At 68.7% G+C, this 18,936-nt stretch carries 19 protein-coding genes; 11 read left to right on the top strand and 8 right to left on the bottom strand.

Annotation, left to right across the window (positions count from 1 at the left end; translation table 11 throughout):
• The first annotated feature begins 14 nt into the window (after positions 1–14).
• The 3 genes from FHU39_RS18630 to FHU39_RS18620 are packed head-to-tail and all read left to right on the top strand — an operon-like array spanning position 15 to position 3,252.
• Positions 15–668 carry a TetR/AcrR family transcriptional regulator gene (locus tag FHU39_RS18630; RefSeq protein ID WP_183322197.1) on the top strand — a complete coding sequence of 218 codons (654 nt, stop codon included), beginning with the start codon at positions 15–17 and terminating at the stop codon, positions 666–668.
• Positions 665–1,624, top strand: coding sequence for an ABC transporter ATP-binding protein (locus tag FHU39_RS18625; RefSeq protein ID WP_183322196.1), 960 nt, complete (start codon positions 665–667; stop codon positions 1,622–1,624). The genes FHU39_RS18630 and FHU39_RS18625 overlap by 4 nt, the downstream gene beginning before the upstream one ends.
• Complete coding sequence (locus tag FHU39_RS18620; protein WP_343066000.1) at positions 1,621–3,252, top strand: ABC transporter permease; 1,632 nt, start codon at positions 1,621–1,623, stop codon at positions 3,250–3,252. The genes FHU39_RS18625 and FHU39_RS18620 overlap by 4 nt, the downstream gene beginning before the upstream one ends.
• A gap of 40 nt (positions 3,253–3,292) precedes the next feature.
• Here the strand turns inward: FHU39_RS18620 and FHU39_RS18615 are convergent, their stop codons facing one another.
• Complete coding sequence (locus FHU39_RS18615) at positions 3,293–4,630, bottom strand: HNH endonuclease (protein WP_183322195.1); 1,338 nt, start codon at positions 4,628–4,630, stop codon at positions 3,293–3,295.
• 359 nt (positions 4,631–4,989) lie between these two features.
• On the opposite strand from FHU39_RS18615, the gene FHU39_RS18610 reads away from it, so the two are divergent.
• The gene (locus tag FHU39_RS18610; RefSeq protein ID WP_183322194.1) at positions 4,990–5,376 is read left to right on the top strand and encodes a VOC family protein; all 387 of its coding nucleotides are present in this window, start codon (positions 4,990–4,992) and stop codon (positions 5,374–5,376) included.
• 54 nt (positions 5,377–5,430) lie between these two features.
• Here FHU39_RS18610 and FHU39_RS18605 read toward each other — a convergent pair whose 3' ends face one another.
• On the bottom strand, positions 5,431–6,027 hold the full coding sequence (locus FHU39_RS18605) for a TetR family transcriptional regulator (protein ID WP_183322193.1): 597 nt from the start codon (positions 6,025–6,027) through the stop codon (positions 5,431–5,433).
• A gap of 76 nt (positions 6,028–6,103) precedes the next feature.
• On the opposite strand from FHU39_RS18605, the gene FHU39_RS18600 reads away from it, so the two are divergent.
• Positions 6,104–6,277, top strand: a complete 174-nt coding sequence (locus FHU39_RS18600; protein ID WP_183322192.1) for a hypothetical protein — start codon at positions 6,104–6,106, stop codon at positions 6,275–6,277.
• 86 nt (positions 6,278–6,363) lie between these two features.
• Positions 6,364–7,317 carry an NADP-dependent oxidoreductase gene (locus FHU39_RS18595; RefSeq protein WP_183322191.1) on the top strand — a complete coding sequence of 318 codons (954 nt, stop codon included), beginning with the start codon at positions 6,364–6,366 and terminating at the stop codon, positions 7,315–7,317.
• A 16-nt stretch (positions 7,318–7,333) separates the two neighbouring features.
• Here FHU39_RS18595 and FHU39_RS18590 read toward each other — a convergent pair whose 3' ends face one another.
• On the bottom strand, positions 7,334–8,674 hold the full coding sequence (locus tag FHU39_RS18590; protein ID WP_183322190.1) for a S8/S53 family peptidase: 1,341 nt from the start codon (positions 8,672–8,674) through the stop codon (positions 7,334–7,336).
• 248 nt (positions 8,675–8,922) lie between these two features.
• Entirely contained in the window at positions 8,923–9,960 is a 1,038-nt protein-coding gene (locus tag FHU39_RS18585; RefSeq protein ID WP_183322189.1) for a DUF4037 domain-containing protein, read from the bottom strand.
• A gap of 251 nt (positions 9,961–10,211) precedes the next feature.
• On the opposite strand from FHU39_RS18585, the gene FHU39_RS18580 reads away from it, so the two are divergent.
• The 3 genes from FHU39_RS18580 (at position 10,212) to FHU39_RS18570 (ending at position 12,471) form a co-directional block, all read left to right on the top strand.
• The gene (locus tag FHU39_RS18580; RefSeq protein ID WP_221185723.1) at positions 10,212–10,853 is read left to right on the top strand and encodes an MBL fold metallo-hydrolase; all 642 of its coding nucleotides are present in this window, start codon (positions 10,212–10,214) and stop codon (positions 10,851–10,853) included.
• A gap of 354 nt (positions 10,854–11,207) precedes the next feature.
• Positions 11,208–11,708 carry an EamA family transporter gene (locus FHU39_RS18575; protein ID WP_183322188.1) on the top strand — a complete coding sequence of 167 codons (501 nt, stop codon included), beginning with the start codon at positions 11,208–11,210 and terminating at the stop codon, positions 11,706–11,708.
• Between the two features lie 16 nt (positions 11,709–11,724).
• Entirely contained in the window at positions 11,725–12,471 is a 747-nt protein-coding gene (locus FHU39_RS18570; RefSeq protein ID WP_183322187.1) for an SDR family NAD(P)-dependent oxidoreductase, read from the top strand.
• A gap of 38 nt (positions 12,472–12,509) precedes the next feature.
• On the opposite strand, the gene FHU39_RS18565 is transcribed toward FHU39_RS18570, so the two are convergent.
• Positions 12,510–12,974, bottom strand: coding sequence for an Lrp/AsnC family transcriptional regulator (locus FHU39_RS18565; protein ID WP_343065997.1), 465 nt, complete (start codon positions 12,972–12,974; stop codon positions 12,510–12,512).
• Positions 12,975–13,139: 165 nt separating this feature from the next.
• Here FHU39_RS18565 and FHU39_RS18560 point away from each other — a divergent pair, with 165 nt between their 5' ends.
• Positions 13,140–14,423 (top strand): NAD(P)/FAD-dependent oxidoreductase, encoded by a 1,284-nt coding sequence (locus FHU39_RS18560; RefSeq protein ID WP_183322185.1) that lies wholly within the window; start codon positions 13,140–13,142, stop codon positions 14,421–14,423.
• 166 nt (positions 14,424–14,589) lie between these two features.
• Here FHU39_RS18560 and FHU39_RS18555 read toward each other — a convergent pair whose 3' ends face one another.
• Positions 14,590–15,663, bottom strand: a complete 1,074-nt coding sequence (locus FHU39_RS18555) for a hypothetical protein (RefSeq protein WP_183322184.1) — start codon at positions 15,661–15,663, stop codon at positions 14,590–14,592.
• A gap of 320 nt (positions 15,664–15,983) precedes the next feature.
• Here FHU39_RS18555 and FHU39_RS18550 point away from each other — a divergent pair, with 320 nt between their 5' ends.
• On the top strand, positions 15,984–16,922 hold the full coding sequence (locus FHU39_RS18550; RefSeq protein ID WP_343065996.1) for a DUF5996 family protein: 939 nt from the start codon (positions 15,984–15,986) through the stop codon (positions 16,920–16,922).
• Positions 16,923–16,924: 2 nt separating this feature from the next.
• Here the strand turns inward: FHU39_RS18550 and FHU39_RS18545 are convergent, their stop codons facing one another.
• A complete protein-coding gene (locus tag FHU39_RS18545) occupies positions 16,925–18,016 on the bottom strand; it encodes an alpha/beta fold hydrolase (RefSeq protein WP_183322183.1) in 1,092 nt (363 codons plus the stop codon).
• 191 nt (positions 18,017–18,207) lie between these two features.
• Positions 18,208–18,846: a nucleotidyl transferase AbiEii/AbiGii toxin family protein gene (locus tag FHU39_RS18540; protein WP_343066018.1), complete on the bottom strand. Its 639-nt coding sequence runs from the start codon at positions 18,844–18,846 to the stop codon at positions 18,208–18,210.
• Positions 18,847–18,936: the final 90 nt, after the last annotated feature.

The following is an 18,936-nucleotide window of genomic DNA, read 5'->3' as shown; positions in this document are numbered from 1 at the left end:
AACGATGAGGCTCGATGGCCACGACAACATCCGGCAAGCGCCAGGGACGCCGCCCCGGACGACCCGACACCCGGGAGGGGATCGTCGACAGCGCGCGGAAACTCTTCGCCGAGAAGGGATTCGCCCGATCTAGCGTGCGCGCCATCGCGCACGATGCGGGGGTCGATCCGGCTCTGATCACTCACTACTTCGGCTCCAAGGAGGGCCTCTTCCAGGCCACGCTCGACCTGCCGATACGGCCCGAGGAGATCGTCGAGCGCATCGGCGACGGGTCTGCCGAAGACCTCCCGCAGCGGGTCATCGAGACGTTCCTGGGCGTCTGGGAGGGCGAGGACACCGGCCCGGCGATGCTCGCAGTGCTGCGCCGGGGGCTGACCGACCCCGCGCAGGTCGACCTGTTGCGGCAGATCATGACCCAGCACGTCATGGCGTCACCGATCGCCACGTTCGTGGGCCGCGACAGCGAGGACACCCGGTTGCGGATATCGCTGGCGATGACCCAGCTGCTCGGGGTCGTCATCGCGCGCAAGGTGCTCGGCTTCGCGCCGATCGCCGAGCTGTCGCGTGACCAGCTCGCCGCCTTCCTGCTCCCCGCGGTCACACACGCGTTCTACGGAGACCTCGACGTTCCTGCCACCACCCCCGACAACTCCGGAGGCACCGCATGACACACGAGACTCAGGCCGGCGGGCCCGCCATACGCACCCAGGGGTTGGTGAAGAAGTTCGGCTCGTTCAGCGCCCTGGACCACCTCGACCTCGAAGTCGCGCGTGGGGAGGTCCACGGCTTCCTCGGGCCCAACGGCGCCGGCAAGTCGACCACGATCCGGGTGCTGCTCGGCCTGTTGCGCGCCAACGCCGGCACCGTGGAACTGCTCGGCGGGGACCCGTGGCGGGATGTCGTGGCGCTGCACCGGCGCCTGGCGTACGTCCCCGGCGACGTGGTGTTGTGGCCGGGGCTGTCCGGCGGCGAGGCCATCGATCTGCTCGGCAACCTGCGCGGTGGCCTGGACACAGCCCGTCGCGCCGAGCTGATCGAGCGGTTCGAGCTGGACCCGACCAAACGCGGCCGGCAGTACTCCAAGGGAAACCGGCAGAAGGTCGCGATCGTCGCCGCTCTCGCCGCCGACGTCGAGCTGCTCATCCTCGACGAGCCGACGTCGGGTCTGGACCCGTTGATGGAGGCCGTCTTCCAGGAGGAGGTCGCCAAGGAGAAGGCGAACGGCCGCACCATCCTGCTGTCGAGTCACATCATGAGCGAGGTCGAGGCGCTGGCGGACCGGGTCAGCATCATCCGGCGCGGCCGGATCGTGGAAACGGGCACCCTGCAGGACCTGCGCGGCCACACCCGGGTCACGATCTCCGCGACGCTGGGCAACCCGCCGGCCGATGTCTCCGCCCTGACCGGGTTGTATGACGCAACGATCGACGAGCACCGGCACCTGACCGCCACCGCCGACCCGGACCAGGTCGGTGCCGCGATGGCGGCGCTTGTTCCGCACGGTTTGAACGCACTGACGGTGTCGCCTCCGTCACTGGAAGACCTTTTCCTGCAGCAGTATTCCGACGCCGACCCGTCGGGTGAGGCGCCCGCACCAGACGCGATGCCGGAGCAAGTGCCGTGACCGCGACCGATGTCGCGCGTGCCGACGTGGAGCGTGCTGCTGGTCCGCTGACCGGGGCGCGACCGTTGCTGGCGGTCGCGGTGCGCCAGGACGCGCGGAACCTGGCGCCCTGGGTCGCGCTGATCTCGGCCCTGTCCGCTTCGTCCATCCTGGCCTACGCGTGGATCTTCCCCAGCGCCGATGACCGATCCGGACTGGCGAGGACCCTCGCCGGCAACCCGGCGCTGTCGCTGCTGTTCGGGCCGGCTCGCGACCTGATGACCGCGGACGGTTTCAACTCCTGGCGGGCCGGGCAGCTCGGTGCGCTCTTCGCGGGGCTGATGGCGATTCTGGCCGTGGTGCGCAACAGCCGTGCCGACGAAGACTCCGGGCAGGCCGAACTGATCTCGTCCGGGGTGCTCGCGCGTGGTTCACGCCTGGCGGTCGCTCTGCTGATCGCGCTCATCGGGTCGGTCGCGCTCGGCGTCGTGTGTTTCCTGATCACCATCGCGGTGGGCGGCGGGATGGTCTCGAGCCTGATCCTTGCCGCGACGTTCACCGCATCCGGGCTGGTGTTCGCGGGCGTCGCGGCGGTCGCGGCCCAGATCGGGTCCGATGCGCGCACCGCGAGCAGCATCTCGATCGCCGTCCTCGGCATCTGTTATGTGCTGCGCGGGTACATCGAGTCCAGCGGCGCGGACGGCTGGACCACCTGGCTGACACCGCTCGGCTGGCTCGAGGAGACCCGCGCCGGGACGGACAACAACCCGTGGCCGCTGCTGCTGCCGGTGGCCCTCGCCATACTCCTGGTCCTTGCCGCCTTCACGCTCCAGGGGCGGCGCGACTTCGGGCAGGGCATGCTCGCCCCACGCCCGGGTCCGGGCGGAGCCGGCCTCGCCAGCAACGTCTGGGGACTCGCGCTCAAGGCGAACCGCACCTCGCTGATCACCTGGCTGATCGCCTTCGCCGGCCTCGGGCTGGTCTTCGGCAACCTCGCCAGCTCGATCGGTGACCTGCTCAAGGACAACCCGGCCATGTCACAGGTGCTCGCCGCCGGCGGCGCGGGAGCCAGTGACCTCACCTTCGCCTTCCTGGTCACGATCCTGCAGATCATCGCGATCATCGCCTCGATCATGGGCGTGCAGGTGATACTGCGGATCTACGCCGAGGAGGTCGACTACCGCGTCGAACCTCTCCTCGCCGGTTCGCTGCGCCGGTCGACCTACCTCGCCAGTAACGTCGTCGTCGCCCTGGGCGGGACGGCGCTGGCCATGATCCTGGCCGGCACCGGGCTCGGCCTGGTCGCGTCGGCCAAGGATTCGTCGATCGGCATCGGTGACGTGGTCCGACAGGCGGTCGTGACCGTTCCCGCGGTGTGGCTGCTGGTCGGGATCGCCGTCGCCGCCGTCGGCGCGGTGCCGACGCGGCGGCTCATCGCCTGGCTCGGTGTGGTGGCGACCTTCGGACTCACCATCCTCGGACCGACGTTCAACCTGCCCGACTGGGCACTGGACATCAGCCCACTGCGCCACGTGCCGAACGTGACTGCCAGTTCACCGGATTGGGCCGGTTTGCTCTGGCTGCTCGTGATCGCGGCGCTGTTCATCCTCGTCGGCTTCACCGGTTTCCGGCGCCGCGACATCATCTGAGCACACCTTGTATGGCGCACTCGGCCATCGCCCGATGGAGTCAGCGTGGTCGCCAGGTGATGTGGTGGTGCCAGGTGATGTCGATGAGGGTGCGTTCGACGTGTGATCGAGTCGGTGGGGGCATGCCGGGTGGTGCGGGTGGTCTGCTGGTGGTGGTGAGGCTGCCGGTGGTGGTGGTGGTTTCGCCGGCGTGGCCGGTGATGTTGATGTCGGGGTGTTCTTTGACTTGGTTGCAGCGGGCGCACAGGCCTTGTCCGTTGCGTTCGCAGGTTTCGCCGCCTGTTGCGTGGGCTTGGATGTGGTCGATGTGTTTGATGGGGGCGTCGCACCAGGGGGTGCGGCAGGTGTGGTCGCGTAGCCGGATCAGGTGGGCCAGGAGGCCGGGGTAGGTGCGGGCGTGGGAGTCCATGCCGATCAGGTCGCCGGTGTCGGGGTAGGTGAAGATCCGGCGGATCTGGGTGCGCACCTCCGCAGCGGTGTCGTCGTTGGTGGTGTTGGTGGTGTTGACCCATTCGCGGGCGAGGTCGGCGGGGATGGGCCCGTAGTCGGGTACGTGGGCGGGGGTGTCGCCGGTGAGGGTGTCGATGGGGATGAGTAGGTCGACGTGGATGTCGGCACTGCCGTCGGCGGGTGCGTGTCCGGTGACGCGCTGCACGAGGGTGTCGGCCATGACCTGGCCGCGGGGTTGGTCACTGTGTGCGGCGGCCGCGGTTTTGAGGGCGGCGTAGCAGGCGACGCCGTCTTTGACCGGCAGCAGCGCGGTGAGCCAGGCCATGCAGTCCGGTGCTGGTCGCAGGGTGACCCGCCGGTCGGCTTCGGCCTTGGCGCGGCGGTGGACGAAGGCTTGCGGGTCGGCGGCGTAGGCGTGCTTCGTCGCTTCGGCGACCAGGCGGCGGTGACTTGTGTGCCCGAGGTCGTCGGCGAGGGCGGCGTCCACACTCCCGCGGTCCTCCCGGGACAAGAACGCGGTCTGGGCGACCAGGGCGGTGGCGTCGCGTTCGTTGATGACCCCGGCCGCGAGCGCGGCGTAGGTGTGCGGCATTTCCTCGGTGAGGGCGTGGGCCAGCCCGAGCAGCCGGGAGCCGAGGTGGGGTGAGCGGCGTTGGGCCAGGGCGATCTGGGAGCCGACGAACCGTGCGGTGGTGGCCCGGTCGATCCCGCGGGCGGCGTCCTTGTCGCGTTGGCGCTGGTGGACCTGGACGCCCAGTCGTGCCTGGCGGGCGCACAGGGCGTTCTTGAGTTCTTCGAGGGCGCGGATCTCCGCGAGCGGATCGTCGGTGGCAAGGTCGCCGCCGACCTCGTGCAGGAGGGTGCGCAGCGTGGATGCGTCGACGACCGGATTGCCGTCGTCGATCGCATCTTTCTGCGTGTCGTCCATGTGTTCGATTATAGTCGAAACTTGCTGATATGCAACACTTTTCGCTCTCAAATGTTATCCACATCCCCTCCGTGAAACGAGGGGATGTGGATAACTGGATGACGTCATCGGCGGGGCCGGACCGGCATTGATCACGTCACTTCCTTGACCTTCGGGTGGGGCGAACGCGGAACCTAGTGACATGCGAGACGACGATGCGCTCACGGTGGGCCAGTTCGCCAAGTTGACCGGCCTGACAGCCCACGCACTGCGCCACTACGACGAAGCTCGCCTCCCACGCCGACAGGCTGCGGCGACAACACGCGCACCTGTCCCGACAGCTGGAGCAAACCGCCCGCTACGCCACCCAAGGAGTCGCCATGCCCACCCCCACCACCACGTTGACGCCGGTGCAGATCAAGATCGGGGTCAGCGACCCCGCAGCCGCGCGCGAGTTCTATCGGGACGCGTTCGGTCTGACGGAGACCACCGTCCGGCATACCGACGACGCCGACTATGCGGGCTATCTGTTCGGCGAGTACGGCCAGCCCGGATTCTTCCTCATCTTCCTGCTCGGGCCCGACTCCTTCGACCAACCCGACCGCAGCACAGTGGGATTCACCGTGCCCGATCTCGACGCAGCCCACGAGCGCGCGCTCACAGCCGGCGCCGCCGAGGCAGTCGCCATCAACGCCGCCGAAGGCATGCCACGCGACAGCGCAGTGACCGACCCGGACGACAACTGGATCTGGCTCTACCAGGGTTGATCGTCCAGTTCCCGACCGGCCGGACGCTCAGTCATCAGCTGTCCTCACGCCGGCTCACGCCGGCAGTGGGGTTGCCAGCCGTCGCGCAGCCTCGACGACGGCCGCACGGCGCCGCTCCTTCTCGTGCGGCCCGTCGCTCGGGCCGGCGATCATCCGGGCAACCTGCGGCACCATCGTCCAGTAGCCGACGACGCCGAGGATCAGCACGTTCAGCAGATCGGCGTCGAAGCTGGAGGTCAGATTGCCGGTCGCCTGGCCCTGCGCGAGCTCGCCGGTGCGCTCGGCATACATCTCCCGGCGATGCTGTTCGTCCGGAACTCCGCCGGTGATGGTCAGCGCCTCCCACTGCAGCAGGCGCAGCAGATGGGGGTGCTGGTCCAGGTAGTCGAAGAGCCGCCCGGCGTAGGCGGCCACATCGTCGGGGCCGGTCGAGGGGACGGGCACTGAGGCCGTCGCGGTGCGCATCTGCTCCGCCAGCACATGCGCGAACAGCGCGTCCTTGCCGCCGTAGTAGGCGTACACGCGCTCCTTGTTGACTCCCGCCTCTTTCGCGATGCGTTCGATGGTCGTGCCGGCGGGGCCGGTGAGGGCGAACTGCGCGGTGGCCGCGTCGACGATCTTGCGTTTGGTTCCTTCGGTGTCCCAGGCCACAGTCTCATCTCCAACGTTGGCGTTGTCTTTTCTCCCGGACAGTACTACCGTCAAATCCAACGCGACCGTTGGAACTATGAATCGAGGTTATGAAGATCGCTGTCATCGGAACCGGCGGCCCGAGACGTCGCTGATCGACCTCGGTGACATCACTGCGGCCCGCGGCTCGGAGATGTCCTCGCGGCTGATGTTCCAGCTGGCCGAGCTGTTCGGCACCTTCGACGTGAACATCTCCGTCCACCACGCCTGAGCAGCCGCACCGCGTCCGCAGCGGCCCGGACCCTGACCGTCCCCGAAGCCTGACCCGACAAACCGACAGAAAGAAGAGAAGCAACCATGAGTGCAGCCGTCGTGCAGCGCCGCTTCGGCGGCCCGGAGGTCCTCGAACTCACCGACGTCCCGACCCCGACCGCCGCAGATCTAAGGCCTGACGAGGTCCTGGTGCGCGTCGCCTACGCCGGCGTCAACGTGATCGATGCGATGACCCGTACCGGCGGTGGTATGGCGGCAGCCGGCGCGGTGACCCTGCCCTACACCCCGGGCTCGGACGTGGCCGGAACCGTCGAAGCCGTCGGAAGCGACGTCGTCGACCTCACCGCGAGCCAGCGCGTATTCGGCCTCATCCGCTTTCCGGCCGCAGGCGGCACCTACGCCCAGCACACCGTCGCTCCGGCCGACCACCTGATCGCCACCCCCGACACGCTCACCGACGAGCAGGCCGGGGCGCTACCGCTGACCGGGATGACGGCGTGGCAGGCGCTGGCCGACACCACGACTGTGCAACCTGGACAGCGGGTGCTGATCAGCGGCGCCGCGGGCGGTGTCGGTCATCTCGCCGTGCAGATCGCACACCATCTCGGCGCCACCGTCATCGCCATCGACGCCGCCACCAAGCTCGACCGACTGCGTGAGCTCGGCGCCGACGTGACCGTCGACTTCCGCGACGCCGCCGCGATGACTGCGCTCGAGGCCGACCCGGCCGACGTCACCCTCAGCCTGGCACCCGGGTCCAAGGACTTCGCCGTGCGCGCGACCCGCCGCGGTGGGGTGCTCGTCGGGCTCGGCGGCGGCGCCGACACGGTCGCCGACGCCGCCGCGGCCGCAGGTGTCCGGCTCGCCCTGACCCACGTCCGCACCGAGCGAGCCTGGCTGGAAGCCATCGCCGGGCTCGCCGCCCAGGGGCACCTCGTCCCGGCCGTCGACGAGGTCTTCGACCTCGCCGACGTGGCGGAGGCTCACCGCGCCCTGGAGAGCGGCCGGGTCGAGGGCAAGATCGTCCTGCGCGCCTGACGGGGACGAACGTCGGTCAGTGCTTGAAGGCCTTCAGCCCGGCCGGTGTGCCGCGCCCGGTGGGTCCGTCCCAGCCGACCGCGGAGTCACACAGGTTGTTGCGGTAGCCCATCGCCTTGCACATCCCGACGCCGAAGTTGGTCCCGATCGTCACGTCGTGGAATGCCGAACTCGGCGCGGCATACACGGTGTTCGGGCCGATGATGGACTTGTTGCGCGGTGCGCGAGCGTAGAGACCGGCAAGGAACGGTGACGAGGCGCTGGTCCCGCCGACCACGATGAAGCCGTACGGCATCCCGGTGTAGGGCGCGTAGCTGTCGTAGACCGCCACCCCGGTGTAGGGGTCGGCGACCGCCGAGATGTCGCTGGCCGCCCGGTGCCCGTAACACGCCTTGCTGACGCTCTTCGGCTGCCCGACCGCAGGTCCGAGGTCGTCGGTGCAGCCGCTGCCGGCGCCGTTCCAGGCGACCTCGCGGTAGCCGCGCTTGGCGCTCTTGTCGACATACAGCGAGGTCCCGCCCGCCGAGGTGACCGTCCGCAGGCTCTGCGGCCACTGACCCTCCTCGAACATGAAGCCGTCGTCACCCGAGGAGGACACGATCGCCATCCCGGGCTGCCGCATCAGCGTGGCGATCTTCCCCTTGTCGGAGTATTTGTCCGTGGGGTAGCCGTAGCTGATGCTGACCGCGTCGGCGCCCAGCTTCTTGGCGGTGCGGACACCGGTGGCGAAGTGCAGGATCGCGTTGTGGGTCTGCTTGGTGGTGCCGTAGAACCCGTCGATCACCGGCACCTGCATCGAGATGATGCGGCACTTCGGGCACGCGGCCGACGCCATGTCCACGTCGAGCGCGGTCTCCACCGCGAGTTCTTCCTCGCCATACTGCATGTCGCCGCCCTTGGCCGGCTTGTACGGCGCACCACCCAGGTAGTTCATCTGCCGGAAGCAACCGTTGGCCTTCGTGCACGCCGGCAGGTGGTATGCCGACCGGTAGATGGCCAGATCCGATTCCAACGTGGGGTACGCGCCGGCGCCGATCACCACGATCGTGCCGGTCCGCGAGGAGGCGTTGGTGAGGCCGTACGCCTTCTGCAACTCCTTGGCGCCGTAGCCGATCGGCGGGGCCATCGTCATCGGCCCGACCGTGGTGCCGAGCGACTGCCGGATCGGCGTCTTCGACTTCTTCGACACGGTCAGCATCTCGGCCTGGCAGCGCAACCGGTGCACGGAGCACACATCGGTCTTCCCGGCCGTCCGTGCCAGTGTGCCGTTCCGCAACGCGGTGCGCAGCGACTGCGCCTGTGACGTGTTCACCCCGTCCGTGCGCGTCCCGGTCGCACTCGCCGGTCCGGCGACCATGCCTGTCACTGTTACTGATCCAGCCACCAAAGTGACCATCAACCGTCGCTTCATGACGTCCCCCTTTACGCGCGGCCCAGCGGACCGCTCGCTTGCGCATCCGCAACCATTGCGGCGCGAAAATCGGTCGGCCCGCACAGGCGCGGGACGGCCGAGCCCGAGGCCGGAGGATCAACGTTCTTTCGACCAGCGACGGACAAGGTCAGGAGTACCGCAGATCACACTCGCTCGGCAAGCGATTCGGGCAATTAACCGGCTCCGCCGGTGGTGAGGCTGCTCATCAGGTCGCGCCGGCGTCGTGCATCCACCAGTACCTTGGTCGCGGCACTGACCTGCTCGATGTTCCCGACCCCGTACGGCAGCGCCCGGACGTCGGCATCGACGATCTCCTCGAGCAGGAGTCGCGCGATGTCGGCCACCCGCCGGAACGGCCGGTCGAAGTGCGGGACGGTGACCGGCTCGGTCGCCGGCAGGCCGAGCTCGCCCTGCAGCCGGCCGAGTGCAGCGAACCCTTCCGCCAGACCGTCCTCGCGCTCCTGCCAGGTCGGTGCGGCCACGGCGGCCCGGAAGCCGGGCAGGGCCGCCGAGGCACGCGGCAGCCGCGCGAACGCAGTGCCGAGCCACTTGCTGTATGGCGGCCAGCGCCGCTCCAGGAGGAAGCCCAGGTGCATTCCCACGTGTGCCAATCGCCCTGCCAACACACGGGATCCGAGGTCATCGCCGCGGGACGCGGACCGCCCGACGAACGACAGCTCCTCCCCCGCCTGGGTCCAGTCGCAGGCGAGCAGGTGCAACCACAGGTCGTGCGGATACCACTCGAGACGCTGCCGCATCGCGGTGAGTTCACCCGCCCCGTCCGCAAAGACCGGTCCGCCGGTGACCTCGAGCACCGCCTGGCCGGTCAACGACAGCCAGTCGGTCACCGACAGCGGGGCGGTGGCGTCCACCCCGAGACGGGACCGACCGAAATCACTCGCCGACGTGACCTCGATCTGCGGCCGGGCATCGCGCGCCCAGCTCGTGGAGAACCGGGTGGGCCAGTCACGGTAGTCCGCCGGCAACTCGGCGTCCAGGGACTCGACGACCTCGTTGATCCGGTCGTGAGGAGTGAGCAGGGTCAGCCGTAAGCCGAAGTCGTGGTCCTGGCTCACCGCATCGTCGAAGCCGAGGACGTCCGACCCGGTGCCGAGTCGCGCGGCGGCGTAGCGCAGCCCAGGGAACCGGCGCGCCAGCAGCGGCGCCACCACGTCTTCGAAATACGCACGAGACAGTGCCCGACCATCCATCACCGCCACGCTAACAACACGCCGCCACCATTCAGAGGACACAGCCAGAGCCGTTACCTCTCAACGCATACCGAATATCTATTTCCCAGGCCCGAGCGACGATCCATAGGTTCGGTGGATGCAGAACGAGACCGCGACCCTGACCGTACTCGGGGGAAACGATGCGTATCCCACGGCGGCCGGGGGCTGCTCGGGGTATCTGCTCGAATTCGCGGGCGTCCGGCTGCTGATCGACCCCGGTTTACTCGACTCTGCCCGAGCTGCTGACCCGGTGCCCGGCCGGCAGCATCGACGCCGTCTTCGTCAGCCACGGTCACCCCGACCACTGCGCCGATCTCAACCCGCTGCTGCGAGCGCGGTGGCTGGGCGAGGAAGCCGTGCCGCCGCTGCGCGTGTTCGCCCCGGCGGGTGCACTCGATGCGGTGCTCGCGCTGGACCGGCCCGGCATGCTCGACGACGCCATCGACCTGCACGAGTTCGATCCCGGCGAACGATGGGAGGTGGACGGTTTGACGGTCGAGACGCGACTGCTGCCGCACTGGACGCCGAACGCGGGGGTGCGCATCTCCGGCGGCGAGGTCGCCGTCGCCTACTCCGGGGACTGCGGCCCGACGGACGCCTTGGCTGAACTCGCAACGGGCGCAGACCTGTTCGTCTGCGATTCGAGTTACGTCGACGACCCACCGGAGGACTCCGTGGGTCTGCTGGGCACGGCACGATCGGCCGGAATCCAGGCGGCCCGGGCCGGGGTGCGGACACTGCTGCTCACACACCTGATGCCGGGCACGGATCCGCTGGATGCACAGCGGGCCGCGGAACGACAGTTCGCGGGGAGGGTCGCCGTGGCCCAGCGAGGCACCGAGCTCGGGTCGGTGGAGGCTGCGTGTCGGTGATGCTCTCCCCGGCCTCGGGGCTGCAGCGCCGATCGGCCGGTGCTGTCGCCCTGGTGGGCGCCTCCGGTTGCTTCCAGTTCGGTGCCGCCATCGCCGTTCCGGCGTTCACGGCACTCGGCCCGCTGCCCACCAGCGGACTGCGGTTCGTGTTCGCCGCGCTCCTCCTGCTGCTCCTCACCAGACCGCGGCTCACCGGGCATCCCCGCAGCTACTGGCTGGGCACGCTCGCCCTGGGGGTTGCGATCGCCGGTATGACGGGCGCCTCCTACGTGACGCTCTCGCTCATCCCGCAGGGTCCCGCCACAGCCCTGGAACTGTTGGGGCCATTGGCAATCGGCGTCCTGGGCAGCCGCCGTGCGCGCCACGTGGCGGCGGGCGGCATCGCCCTGGCGCGTCGTCGCACTGGGCGGTGGCACGGTGCAGGTGACCTCGGCCGGCCTGGCCTCGGGGCTCGTCACCGCCGCAGCGTTCGCGGCCTACGTGCTGCTGCAGGCCAGGACGGGTTCACCCGATCTGAGCCGACTTGCGCTGGCCTTCGTCGTCGCGACGCTGGTGGACCTACCGCTGATCCTGCCCGCGGTGCCCGATCTGTCGGCGACGGTGACCTGTCGGGTGCTGGCCTCGGCACTGGTCGGCGTCGCGGCGGCATACAGCCTGGACGCCTTTGCGATTCATCGGCTCGGCGCACGCCAAGCGGGCGTCCTGCTCGCACTCGACCCGGCGGTCGGTGCGCTCTCCGGCCGGCTCGTGCTCGGGCAGAGCCTGACGACCATGACCTGGGCGGGGATGGGACTGGTGATGACGGCCGGGGTGTTGGCAGCCGGCTCCGACAGCTCGCCCGCGGCGGCCGAATGAGAGAGGTGGGGTGAAGATGATCGACATGTCCGGCCGGGTGGTCCTGGTGACCGGGGGCGGTCGAGGTATCGGGCTGGCCACTGCCCGGCTGCTTGCCGAGCTTGGCGCGACCGTCCTGATCGGTGCCCGGGACCCGCAGCGGGCCGAGTCGGCGTTGGCGAGATCGGGTCGGCTCGCGCAGCCGGTCGAGGTCGTTTCGCTCGATGTCACGCAACAAGACACGGTGGACAGTGCCGCACACTGGATCGCCGAGCGACACGGCACACTGGATGTGCTGGTCAACAACGCCGGCATCGCCGGCGATCGCCGCGCCCAGGTCGCCGGGAGCGCCGAACTCGCAGTGGTACGTGCGGTTTTCGAGACCAACGTTTTCGGCGTGATCACCGTGACCGAAGCCATGCTGCCGCTGTTGCGCCGATCGAGACACGGGCGGATCGTCAACGTCTCGTCCAGCGTCGGCTCGCTGGATCGGATGAGCGACCCCCACCGCTACTTCGCGGCCATCCCGGGGTCGGTCGCCTACCCGCCGTCCAAGGCAGCGCTGAACCAGGTCACCGTCCAGTACGCCAAGCAGCTGCGCGGCGAGGGGATCCTGGTCAACTCCGCCGACCCGGGCCCGTGTGCGACCGACTTCACGGTTGGTTTCCCCGGCGTCACCCGGTCCGCCGCCGACGGCGCGGCCGTCATCGTCGAGCTGGCCACCCTGGCGGATGACGGCCTCACCGGGTCCTTCCGCAATGCCGACGGGACAGTCGAGTGGTAGGTGCATCTGTCCACGCACGGGGTCGTTGTGCCGCTGGCTCAGACGATCCCGACGGATCCGACGGTGTGCTCGAAGATCAGGCTGGTCTGCGTGCTCGCGACCTCGCGCGCCTTGCTCAGGTTCGTCACGAAGCCGCGCAGGTCGTCGGCCGATGCGGCTGCCACGTGCACCTCGAAGTCGTCGATCCCGGCGAGGAAGTAGACGTTCAGGACACCGGGAAGCCGCGCCAGACCGGCCGCATAGGTGGCTACCTGCCCCCGGGCGGTCGGCTGGAGCCGCACTGCGACGAGCGCCTGTATGCCGTAACCCAGCGCTTCGGGAGCGATGTCGAGGCGGAAACCACGGATGACACCGCGGTCGACCAGCCGTCGCACCCGGAAGTGACAGGTGGAGGCGGCGATCCCCACCTTCTTGGCGAGCGCGCTGTTGGAGAGCCGGGCGTCGTCGGACAGTGCTCGCAGCAGCCGCCGGTCGATGTCGTCGATCGCTGTGTCCGACGTCACCTTTCGCGGTCGTACATCCTCCATGCCAGGGACACTATCCGACGGTTCGGTTGGAGGAAATGCATCCGTTGCGCCCACCCGTTGAAGATCTGCAGTGACGGCACCCACCCTGGCTGTGAGACGTGCTGAAATGTAGCGCTGTCGGTTGAAAGAATGAGGTTGGCAATGGCGCTCGAACCGCTTCGGCCCGCTAAGGGTCAGGGCACTCCGCATGTGGTGGTCGTCGGTGCGGGAATGGTGGGTCTCGCGACCGCCTGGCACCTGCAGGAGCGCGGCGTCGAGGTGACCGTCGTCGAGCGGTCCGGTGTCGCGGCGGGCAGTTCGTGGGGCAACGCGGGCTGGGTGTCGCCGGGCCTGTGCGTGCCGCTGTCGGACCCGTCGGTGATCAAGTACGGCCTGAAGGCGCTACTGGACGCCGACTCGCCGTTGTACATCCCGATGAAGCCGGACCCCAAGCTGGCGGCGTTCCTGCTCGGCTTCGCACGCCGGTGCACCCCGGGTCAGTGGAAGCGCACGATGGACAAGTTCGTGCCGGTGAACCGGCGCGCGATCGAGGCGTTCCAGTTCCTGGAGGACCACGGCGTCGAGGCGACGTCCCACGACGCGCCGATCATGGCGGCGTTCCGCCGCGCGGAGGACGCAGCCGGGCTGGAGCACGAGATCAAACTGATCCGCGAGGCCGGCCTGGAGCTGGAGGCCACCGAGGTCGACAACGCCACGTTGCGCTCTGAGTTGCCGATCGTCAGCGACGACGTGGAGAAGGCCATCCGGCTGGGTGGGCAACGGTTCATCGACCCGCCCGCCTACGTCAACGCGCTCGCCGACGCGGTCGCGCAGCGTGGTGGCCGGATGGTGATCGGCTCCAACGCACGTGCCCTGCGGCACGGCCCGGGCGGCGTGACGGTGGAGATGGTCAGCGGGGAGCCGATCTCCGGTGACGCCGTCGTGCTCGCGACCGGTGCCTGGCTGCCGGAGCTGGCGAAGGTGTGCGGCGTCAAGACCGCGGTCCGCGCCGGACGCGGCTATAGCTTCTCCGTCGGCGTCACCGACCCGGCGAACCGGCCGGTGCCGTGCCCGGTCTACTTCCCGTTCGAGCGGATCGCGTGCACCCCGTTGGGTGACCGGTTGCGGATCGGCGGCACCATGGAGTTCGCCGGCACCGAGGAACCGTTGCACGTGGAGCGGGTAGACGCGATCGTCAAGAACGGCAAGCCACTGCTGTCCGGTGTCGACTGGGACGACCGGCAGGACACCTGGGTCGGCGGCCGCCCCGTGTCCGTCGACGGGCTGCCCCTGGTCGGCCCGACCCGGGTGCCGCGGGTGTTCTCCAACGGCGGCCACGGCATGTGGGGCATCACCCTCGGCCCGTTGTCCGGTCAGCTGCTGGCCGAGCAGATGGTCACCGGCATCACGCCACCCGAACTGCTGCCGTTCGACCCCACCCGCTGACCCTTCGATCGAGCGGCATACCAATGCATTGAGCGGCGTACCGAATTCATGTGATTCCGTACGCCGCTCAATGCTCGGGTATGCCGGTCAATCTGGGGGATCCCGGTCGCACTGACGGCATACAGCAGGGGCGACCGCGCCAGGATCCCGACGGACTCGCGCAACATCAGGTGTCGAGTATGCCGTCGACGGCGTCTTCCGCGGGCGCCAGATGACCGGTGTCCAGGTCCTCCATGAGGTAGATGTCGGGGTATTCGTGGTCGACCGGCCGACCCTCCTCGTCGAACACCGGCAAGGTGCGGCGCAGCAACAGCCCGGGGCGTCGGGTATGCCGGAACATGACCACAATCCGCGTGTCCGGCCAGTCCCCTTCGACGGTCACCGAGGGTGCGGAGAGACCGTCGCTGAGCGCAGACGTCACGCCGTCGGCGGCCACGGCCAGCACGTCGACTCCGTAGTCCGCAGTCACGGGGCGTGCGGGGGCACGTGCTACGGCCACCCACAGCTCATCACCGATGGCCTGTGCCGAATTCACCAGTCCCAGAACGAGATCCGCGGTCACGACCTCACCGCCGGTCTCGGGTTCGTGACCGACGGCGAGGACCCGGCGGCTGGCGAAGCCCTCGTCGTCGGGAGAGCCCGCCCACCACTTCAGCCCACCGGCCGGCTCCCCGTAGCGAAAGATCAGCTCGGCGTCCTCTTCGAGCCAGACCCAGTAGTCCTCGCGGCGGCCGGTGCAGTTCGCAACCGGCCTTGACGAGGACGGGACGCCTGCCGCCATACCCTTGTCCAGCAAAGCTTTCCGACCGAAGCGCAGCACCGACGTCGGGTACTCGAAATGCCACCCGTACCTGGTGGGGTGCGCGATCGAGGGATCGCTGGTCGTCACCCAGACGTCGTCGCCGCGCACAACGATCGACTGCTCCGCCGTCGGCGTCGGTATGTCGGTCCGCGTCCCGTCGTTGTGTATGGCGACGATCCGCCCAGGCGGGAGCGGTGGAGCCGGTGCGGGAGGTTCACCAGGGTCGATGTGTGACCAGTCGACGAACCATGCCGTCGTCGGGTCAGCGGCGGAGAGCGCGAGGTCCTCGTCGACCCGGGCAGTCGTGCACCCGTCCGGCCGGACCCACACGACGTGGTCCCCGTCCCTGACCACGATGCCGACCCCGTCGGCCACCACGGCGTGGTCCCGTTCCGGGTCGACCCGGGTTCGTGGCCACGGCCAGCCGTGCACGGTCACGGACCCGTCGTCTTCCAATGTGGCTGCGACCGGCCAGCTTTCATCGACCAGCCAGGTGCGGTTTGAGCTACGGACAATTCGGCTGGGACGCAAAAAGCGAGACACGTGAAGACTCACCGGTGTGGGAGAACGGGGCACGACGACCCCGGCGGCGAGCTACCACGGGCAAATGTATGACGGGTCAGCGCCGGGCGCGTTGCCGACGCCAGACCGGTGCCGTGGTGTCCGCACGACGCGCATCGCGGCAAGGGCTGCTTGGGCATCGGACTAACGTGGACATGTCGTCCGAGAGGCAACATTGATCGGCGGAGGGGTGCCGCGTGACCGACACGAGATCCTGGCCGATGCTGGCTGTCGATGAGTGGGCGGACACTCGCGAGACGTTGCACATGTGGTTGCAGATCGTCGGCAAGATCGAGTTGGTCTCCACGCCGCTGATCAATCACTGGTGTAACGTGGCGTACACGATCAGCGCGCGTGGCCTGCGAACCCGGTTGATGCACCTGGACGACCGCGGGTTCGAGGCCGAGTTCGACCTCCTGGATCACCGGCTGGTGCTGTCGACCACGGACGGTGCGGAGCGCTCGGTGGCACTGGAGCCCCGGACCGTCGCCGACTTCTACGCCGAGACCATGGAGGCGTTGAACGCGCTCCACCTGGACTGCATCATCGTGCCGCGCCCGAACGAGGTCTCGCCGGCGGTGCCGTTCGCCGAGGACACGGAGCACACGTCGTATGACGCGAGCGCGGTCTCGACATACTGGCGACAACTGCTGGCGATCAACCGGGTCTTCGGGCGGTGGCGCGCCGGTTTCGCCGGCAAGGACAGCCCCGTCCAATTGTTCTGGGGCTCAATGGATCTGTCGTGTGTGCGCTACTCGGGGCGCGCGGCGCCGCCGCACGAGGGAGCACCGCCACCGTCGTGCCCGCCGTGGGTGATGGCTGAGGCGGAGTCGCGGGAGAACGCCAGCGCCGGCTTCTGGCCGGGCGGCTCCGCCGAGGGCACCTTCTACGCGTATGCCTACCCGGCCCCCGCGGGTTATGACAGCGCCACGCTGACTGCAGGTGAATACGACGCCACGCTCGGCGAGTGGGTTCTGCCCTACGAGGACGTGCGCACCAGCGACGACCCGGAGCAGACGCTGATGACCTTCCTCGGCGAGACCTACGCGCTCGCGGCGGACCTCGGCCATTGGGACCGCAGCCTGCTCGACGTCGATCCGCACCGCCTCGACTCCGACATCTACCGCCGTCGCTGACCTCAGCCCAGGTGCTCCAGCAACGCCGCGAGCACGTCGTCCTGGCGCTCCAGGTGCGCCGGGTGACCGGTCCCGTCGAGCACCACTTCCCGGTAGCTGCCGCCGGCCGCGGCATACCTGTCCAGCACCGCGCGGGTCTGCACGATCATCGGTTGCGGTGGGACGGCTTCGGCGCCGGGGTAACCGGGGATGAGGCCGGCCTGCCCGAGGACCGCGAGGTCGAGCCCGGCGGCGTCGGCGACGATCTGGTCGGCGGCGCCGCGGATCCACAGCACCGGCGGGCGCTGCGCTGCACCGGGCAGGTCGTCCCAGCGGCAGTGGTTCGGCGCCATCGAGTTGAGGACGCCACGGCTTCCCGGTGCGAAGCCCGGCCAGTTCGGCGAGGGCGTCGAATCGCCCGGGTAGAAGCCGGACCCGGTGCGGGTGGTCAGCATGGATGCGACCCAGAGGTCCTCGTCCGGCCACGGGTCCGCGCGCGGGGCGACATACAGGGCTCGGAGCGTGGCACGTGGCGACGCCAGCTCCGGCATCCCGTCGGTCATCGTGCCGTCCGGGTCCTTCGCCGCGAGCAGTTCGACGAAGCGCGGGGTGCCGCCGCCACCCCCGGAGCCGACGGCGTCGGCGAACACGAGCCGACCGTCCTCGCCCCGCGTGCAGCCATAGCCGTATGGCGAGATCGGCGCCAGCAGGGTCAGCGTCGACACCCGGCCCGGCGCGTCCAGCGCGAGCCGCGCGACGACACCGCCACCCATCGACCACCCGACGGCGTCCACCGAGGTGATCCCGAGAGCGTCAAGCAGGCCGACCAGGTCGTCCACATGATCTCCCAAACCCCTTGTCGCATCGATGGGTTCGTCCTGCGTCTCGCCGAAACCGCGCAGGTCAGGGGCGATCGGACGGATGTCGTCCGGCAACGCAAGCATCAGCCGTTGGTAGAAGAGCGACGAGGAGATGTTGCCGTGCACCAGCAGCAGCGGGCGGCCGCTGGTCTGCCCCGCACGGGTGAGGACTCGCACCCGGAGGCGATCGGTGTCGACGTCCGATGCCTGGATGCCGTCGAGCAGGTGGTCCGCGGCGACCGCGTTGAGTGTCATGAGCCGAGCGTATGGCGACCCGGTCGTCTTCGTCGTCAGGCGAGACTCGACGTTCGGTGGCATGAGTTGGGAGTCCTCGCTGGACTGGTATCGAATCGCCAACGAGTAGGTGCGAGCGCGGCTCGGCCGGTACCACTCCGCACCGATCCTGTTGGACTCGCTCGACTTCGTCGAAATCGGAGCGCTGCACATCACGGCAATGCGGTGAATCCGGAGAAGAACGCCTCGTACTGCTCGATGCGGCGAGGATCTGTTCTGGGTTGCCCGTCGGCCAGGACTCGCATGCGGGGAGCGATGGCGTCTCGAACCCGCGCCCGCACGGCGGGTCCCATTTGGTGCTGAGCCTTGATGCCTTGCACGTAGGGTCCTGCCAAGTAGGGGTCCCACTCGTACCGCTCGGCAGCGGGATGTCCTAGGACCTCGTCGGCGTAATCGCCATGGCCGCAGGCATCCAGCAGCAACGCGAGATCTTGGGCATCTTTCGTTCTGCCATTGTTGTTGCCGCGGGTGTCCCAGGCAATCAATTTGAGGATGATGAGGCTGGCAAGAGTCGGACATCGGAAGGCCGCGTTCTTCGCGTAGTAGGTCTCAGCGCACAGGTAGGCGTCACTGAGGCCGGCCAGGTCCCACACGACGCCATCGATCTCGAGTTCTTGACTGGGCTCGAAATCAGCGCCGAACGGCAAAACGTCTACGTCCATCCCGTGCAGTTGGCCACGCAGATACACGCCGCGGCGGGTATCGAGCTTGTCCAGCTGCTGCTCCAGATCATCAGATCGCACAGCGATAGCGATATCGACGTCATACGTTTCGCGAGCATCTTTGAGCATCACGTGCGTGGGCGCCGATCACCATGCACTCCGGATATCTCGCGGTGAGGTCTGGGATCAGTGACGCCAACGCGACGAACCGGTCCCGCT

This window comes from Flexivirga oryzae (genome assembly GCF_014190805.1).
Classification (GTDB): Bacteria; Actinomycetota; Actinomycetes; order Actinomycetales; family Dermatophilaceae; genus Flexivirga; species Flexivirga oryzae.
This window is presented reverse-complemented; position numbering and strand designations above follow the sequence as displayed.

What these genes read in the sequence shown, in the direction of transcription:
- FHU39_RS18625 (WP_183322196.1), top strand. Translation starts at nt 665, where the DNA reads ATGACACACGAGACTCAGGCCGGCGGGCCCGCCATACGCACCCAGGGG.
- FHU39_RS18615 (WP_183322195.1), bottom strand. Translation starts at nt 4,630, where the DNA reads ATGGACGACACGCAGAAAGATGCGATCGACGACGGCAATCCGGTCGTC.
- FHU39_RS18570 (WP_183322187.1), top strand. Translation starts at nt 11,725, where the DNA reads ATGATCGACATGTCCGGCCGGGTGGTCCTGGTGACCGGGGGCGGTCGA.
- FHU39_RS18545 (WP_183322183.1), bottom strand. Translation starts at nt 18,016, where the DNA reads ATGACACTCAACGCGGTCGCCGCGGACCACCTGCTCGACGGCATCCAG.
- FHU39_RS18595 (WP_183322191.1), top strand. Translation starts at nt 6,364, where the DNA reads ATGAGTGCAGCCGTCGTGCAGCGCCGCTTCGGCGGCCCGGAGGTCCTC.
- FHU39_RS18590 (WP_183322190.1), bottom strand. Translation starts at nt 8,674, where the DNA reads ATGGTCGCCGGACCGGCGAGTGCGACCGGGACGCGCACGGACGGGGTG.
- FHU39_RS18630 (WP_183322197.1), top strand. Translation starts at nt 15, where the DNA reads ATGGCCACGACAACATCCGGCAAGCGCCAGGGACGCCGCCCCGGACGA.
- FHU39_RS18610 (WP_183322194.1), top strand. Translation starts at nt 4,990, where the DNA reads ATGCCCACCCCCACCACCACGTTGACGCCGGTGCAGATCAAGATCGGG.
- FHU39_RS18585 (WP_183322189.1), bottom strand. Translation starts at nt 9,960, where the DNA reads ATGGATGGTCGGGCACTGTCTCGTGCGTATTTCGAAGACGTGGTGGCG.
- FHU39_RS18560 (WP_183322185.1), top strand. Translation starts at nt 13,140, where the DNA reads ATGGCGCTCGAACCGCTTCGGCCCGCTAAGGGTCAGGGCACTCCGCAT.
- FHU39_RS18600 (WP_183322192.1), top strand. Translation starts at nt 6,104, where the DNA reads ATGAATCGAGGTTATGAAGATCGCTGTCATCGGAACCGGCGGCCCGAG.
- FHU39_RS18540 (WP_343066018.1), bottom strand. Translation starts at nt 18,846, where the DNA reads ATGCTCAAAGATGCTCGCGAAACGTATGACGTCGATATCGCTATCGCT.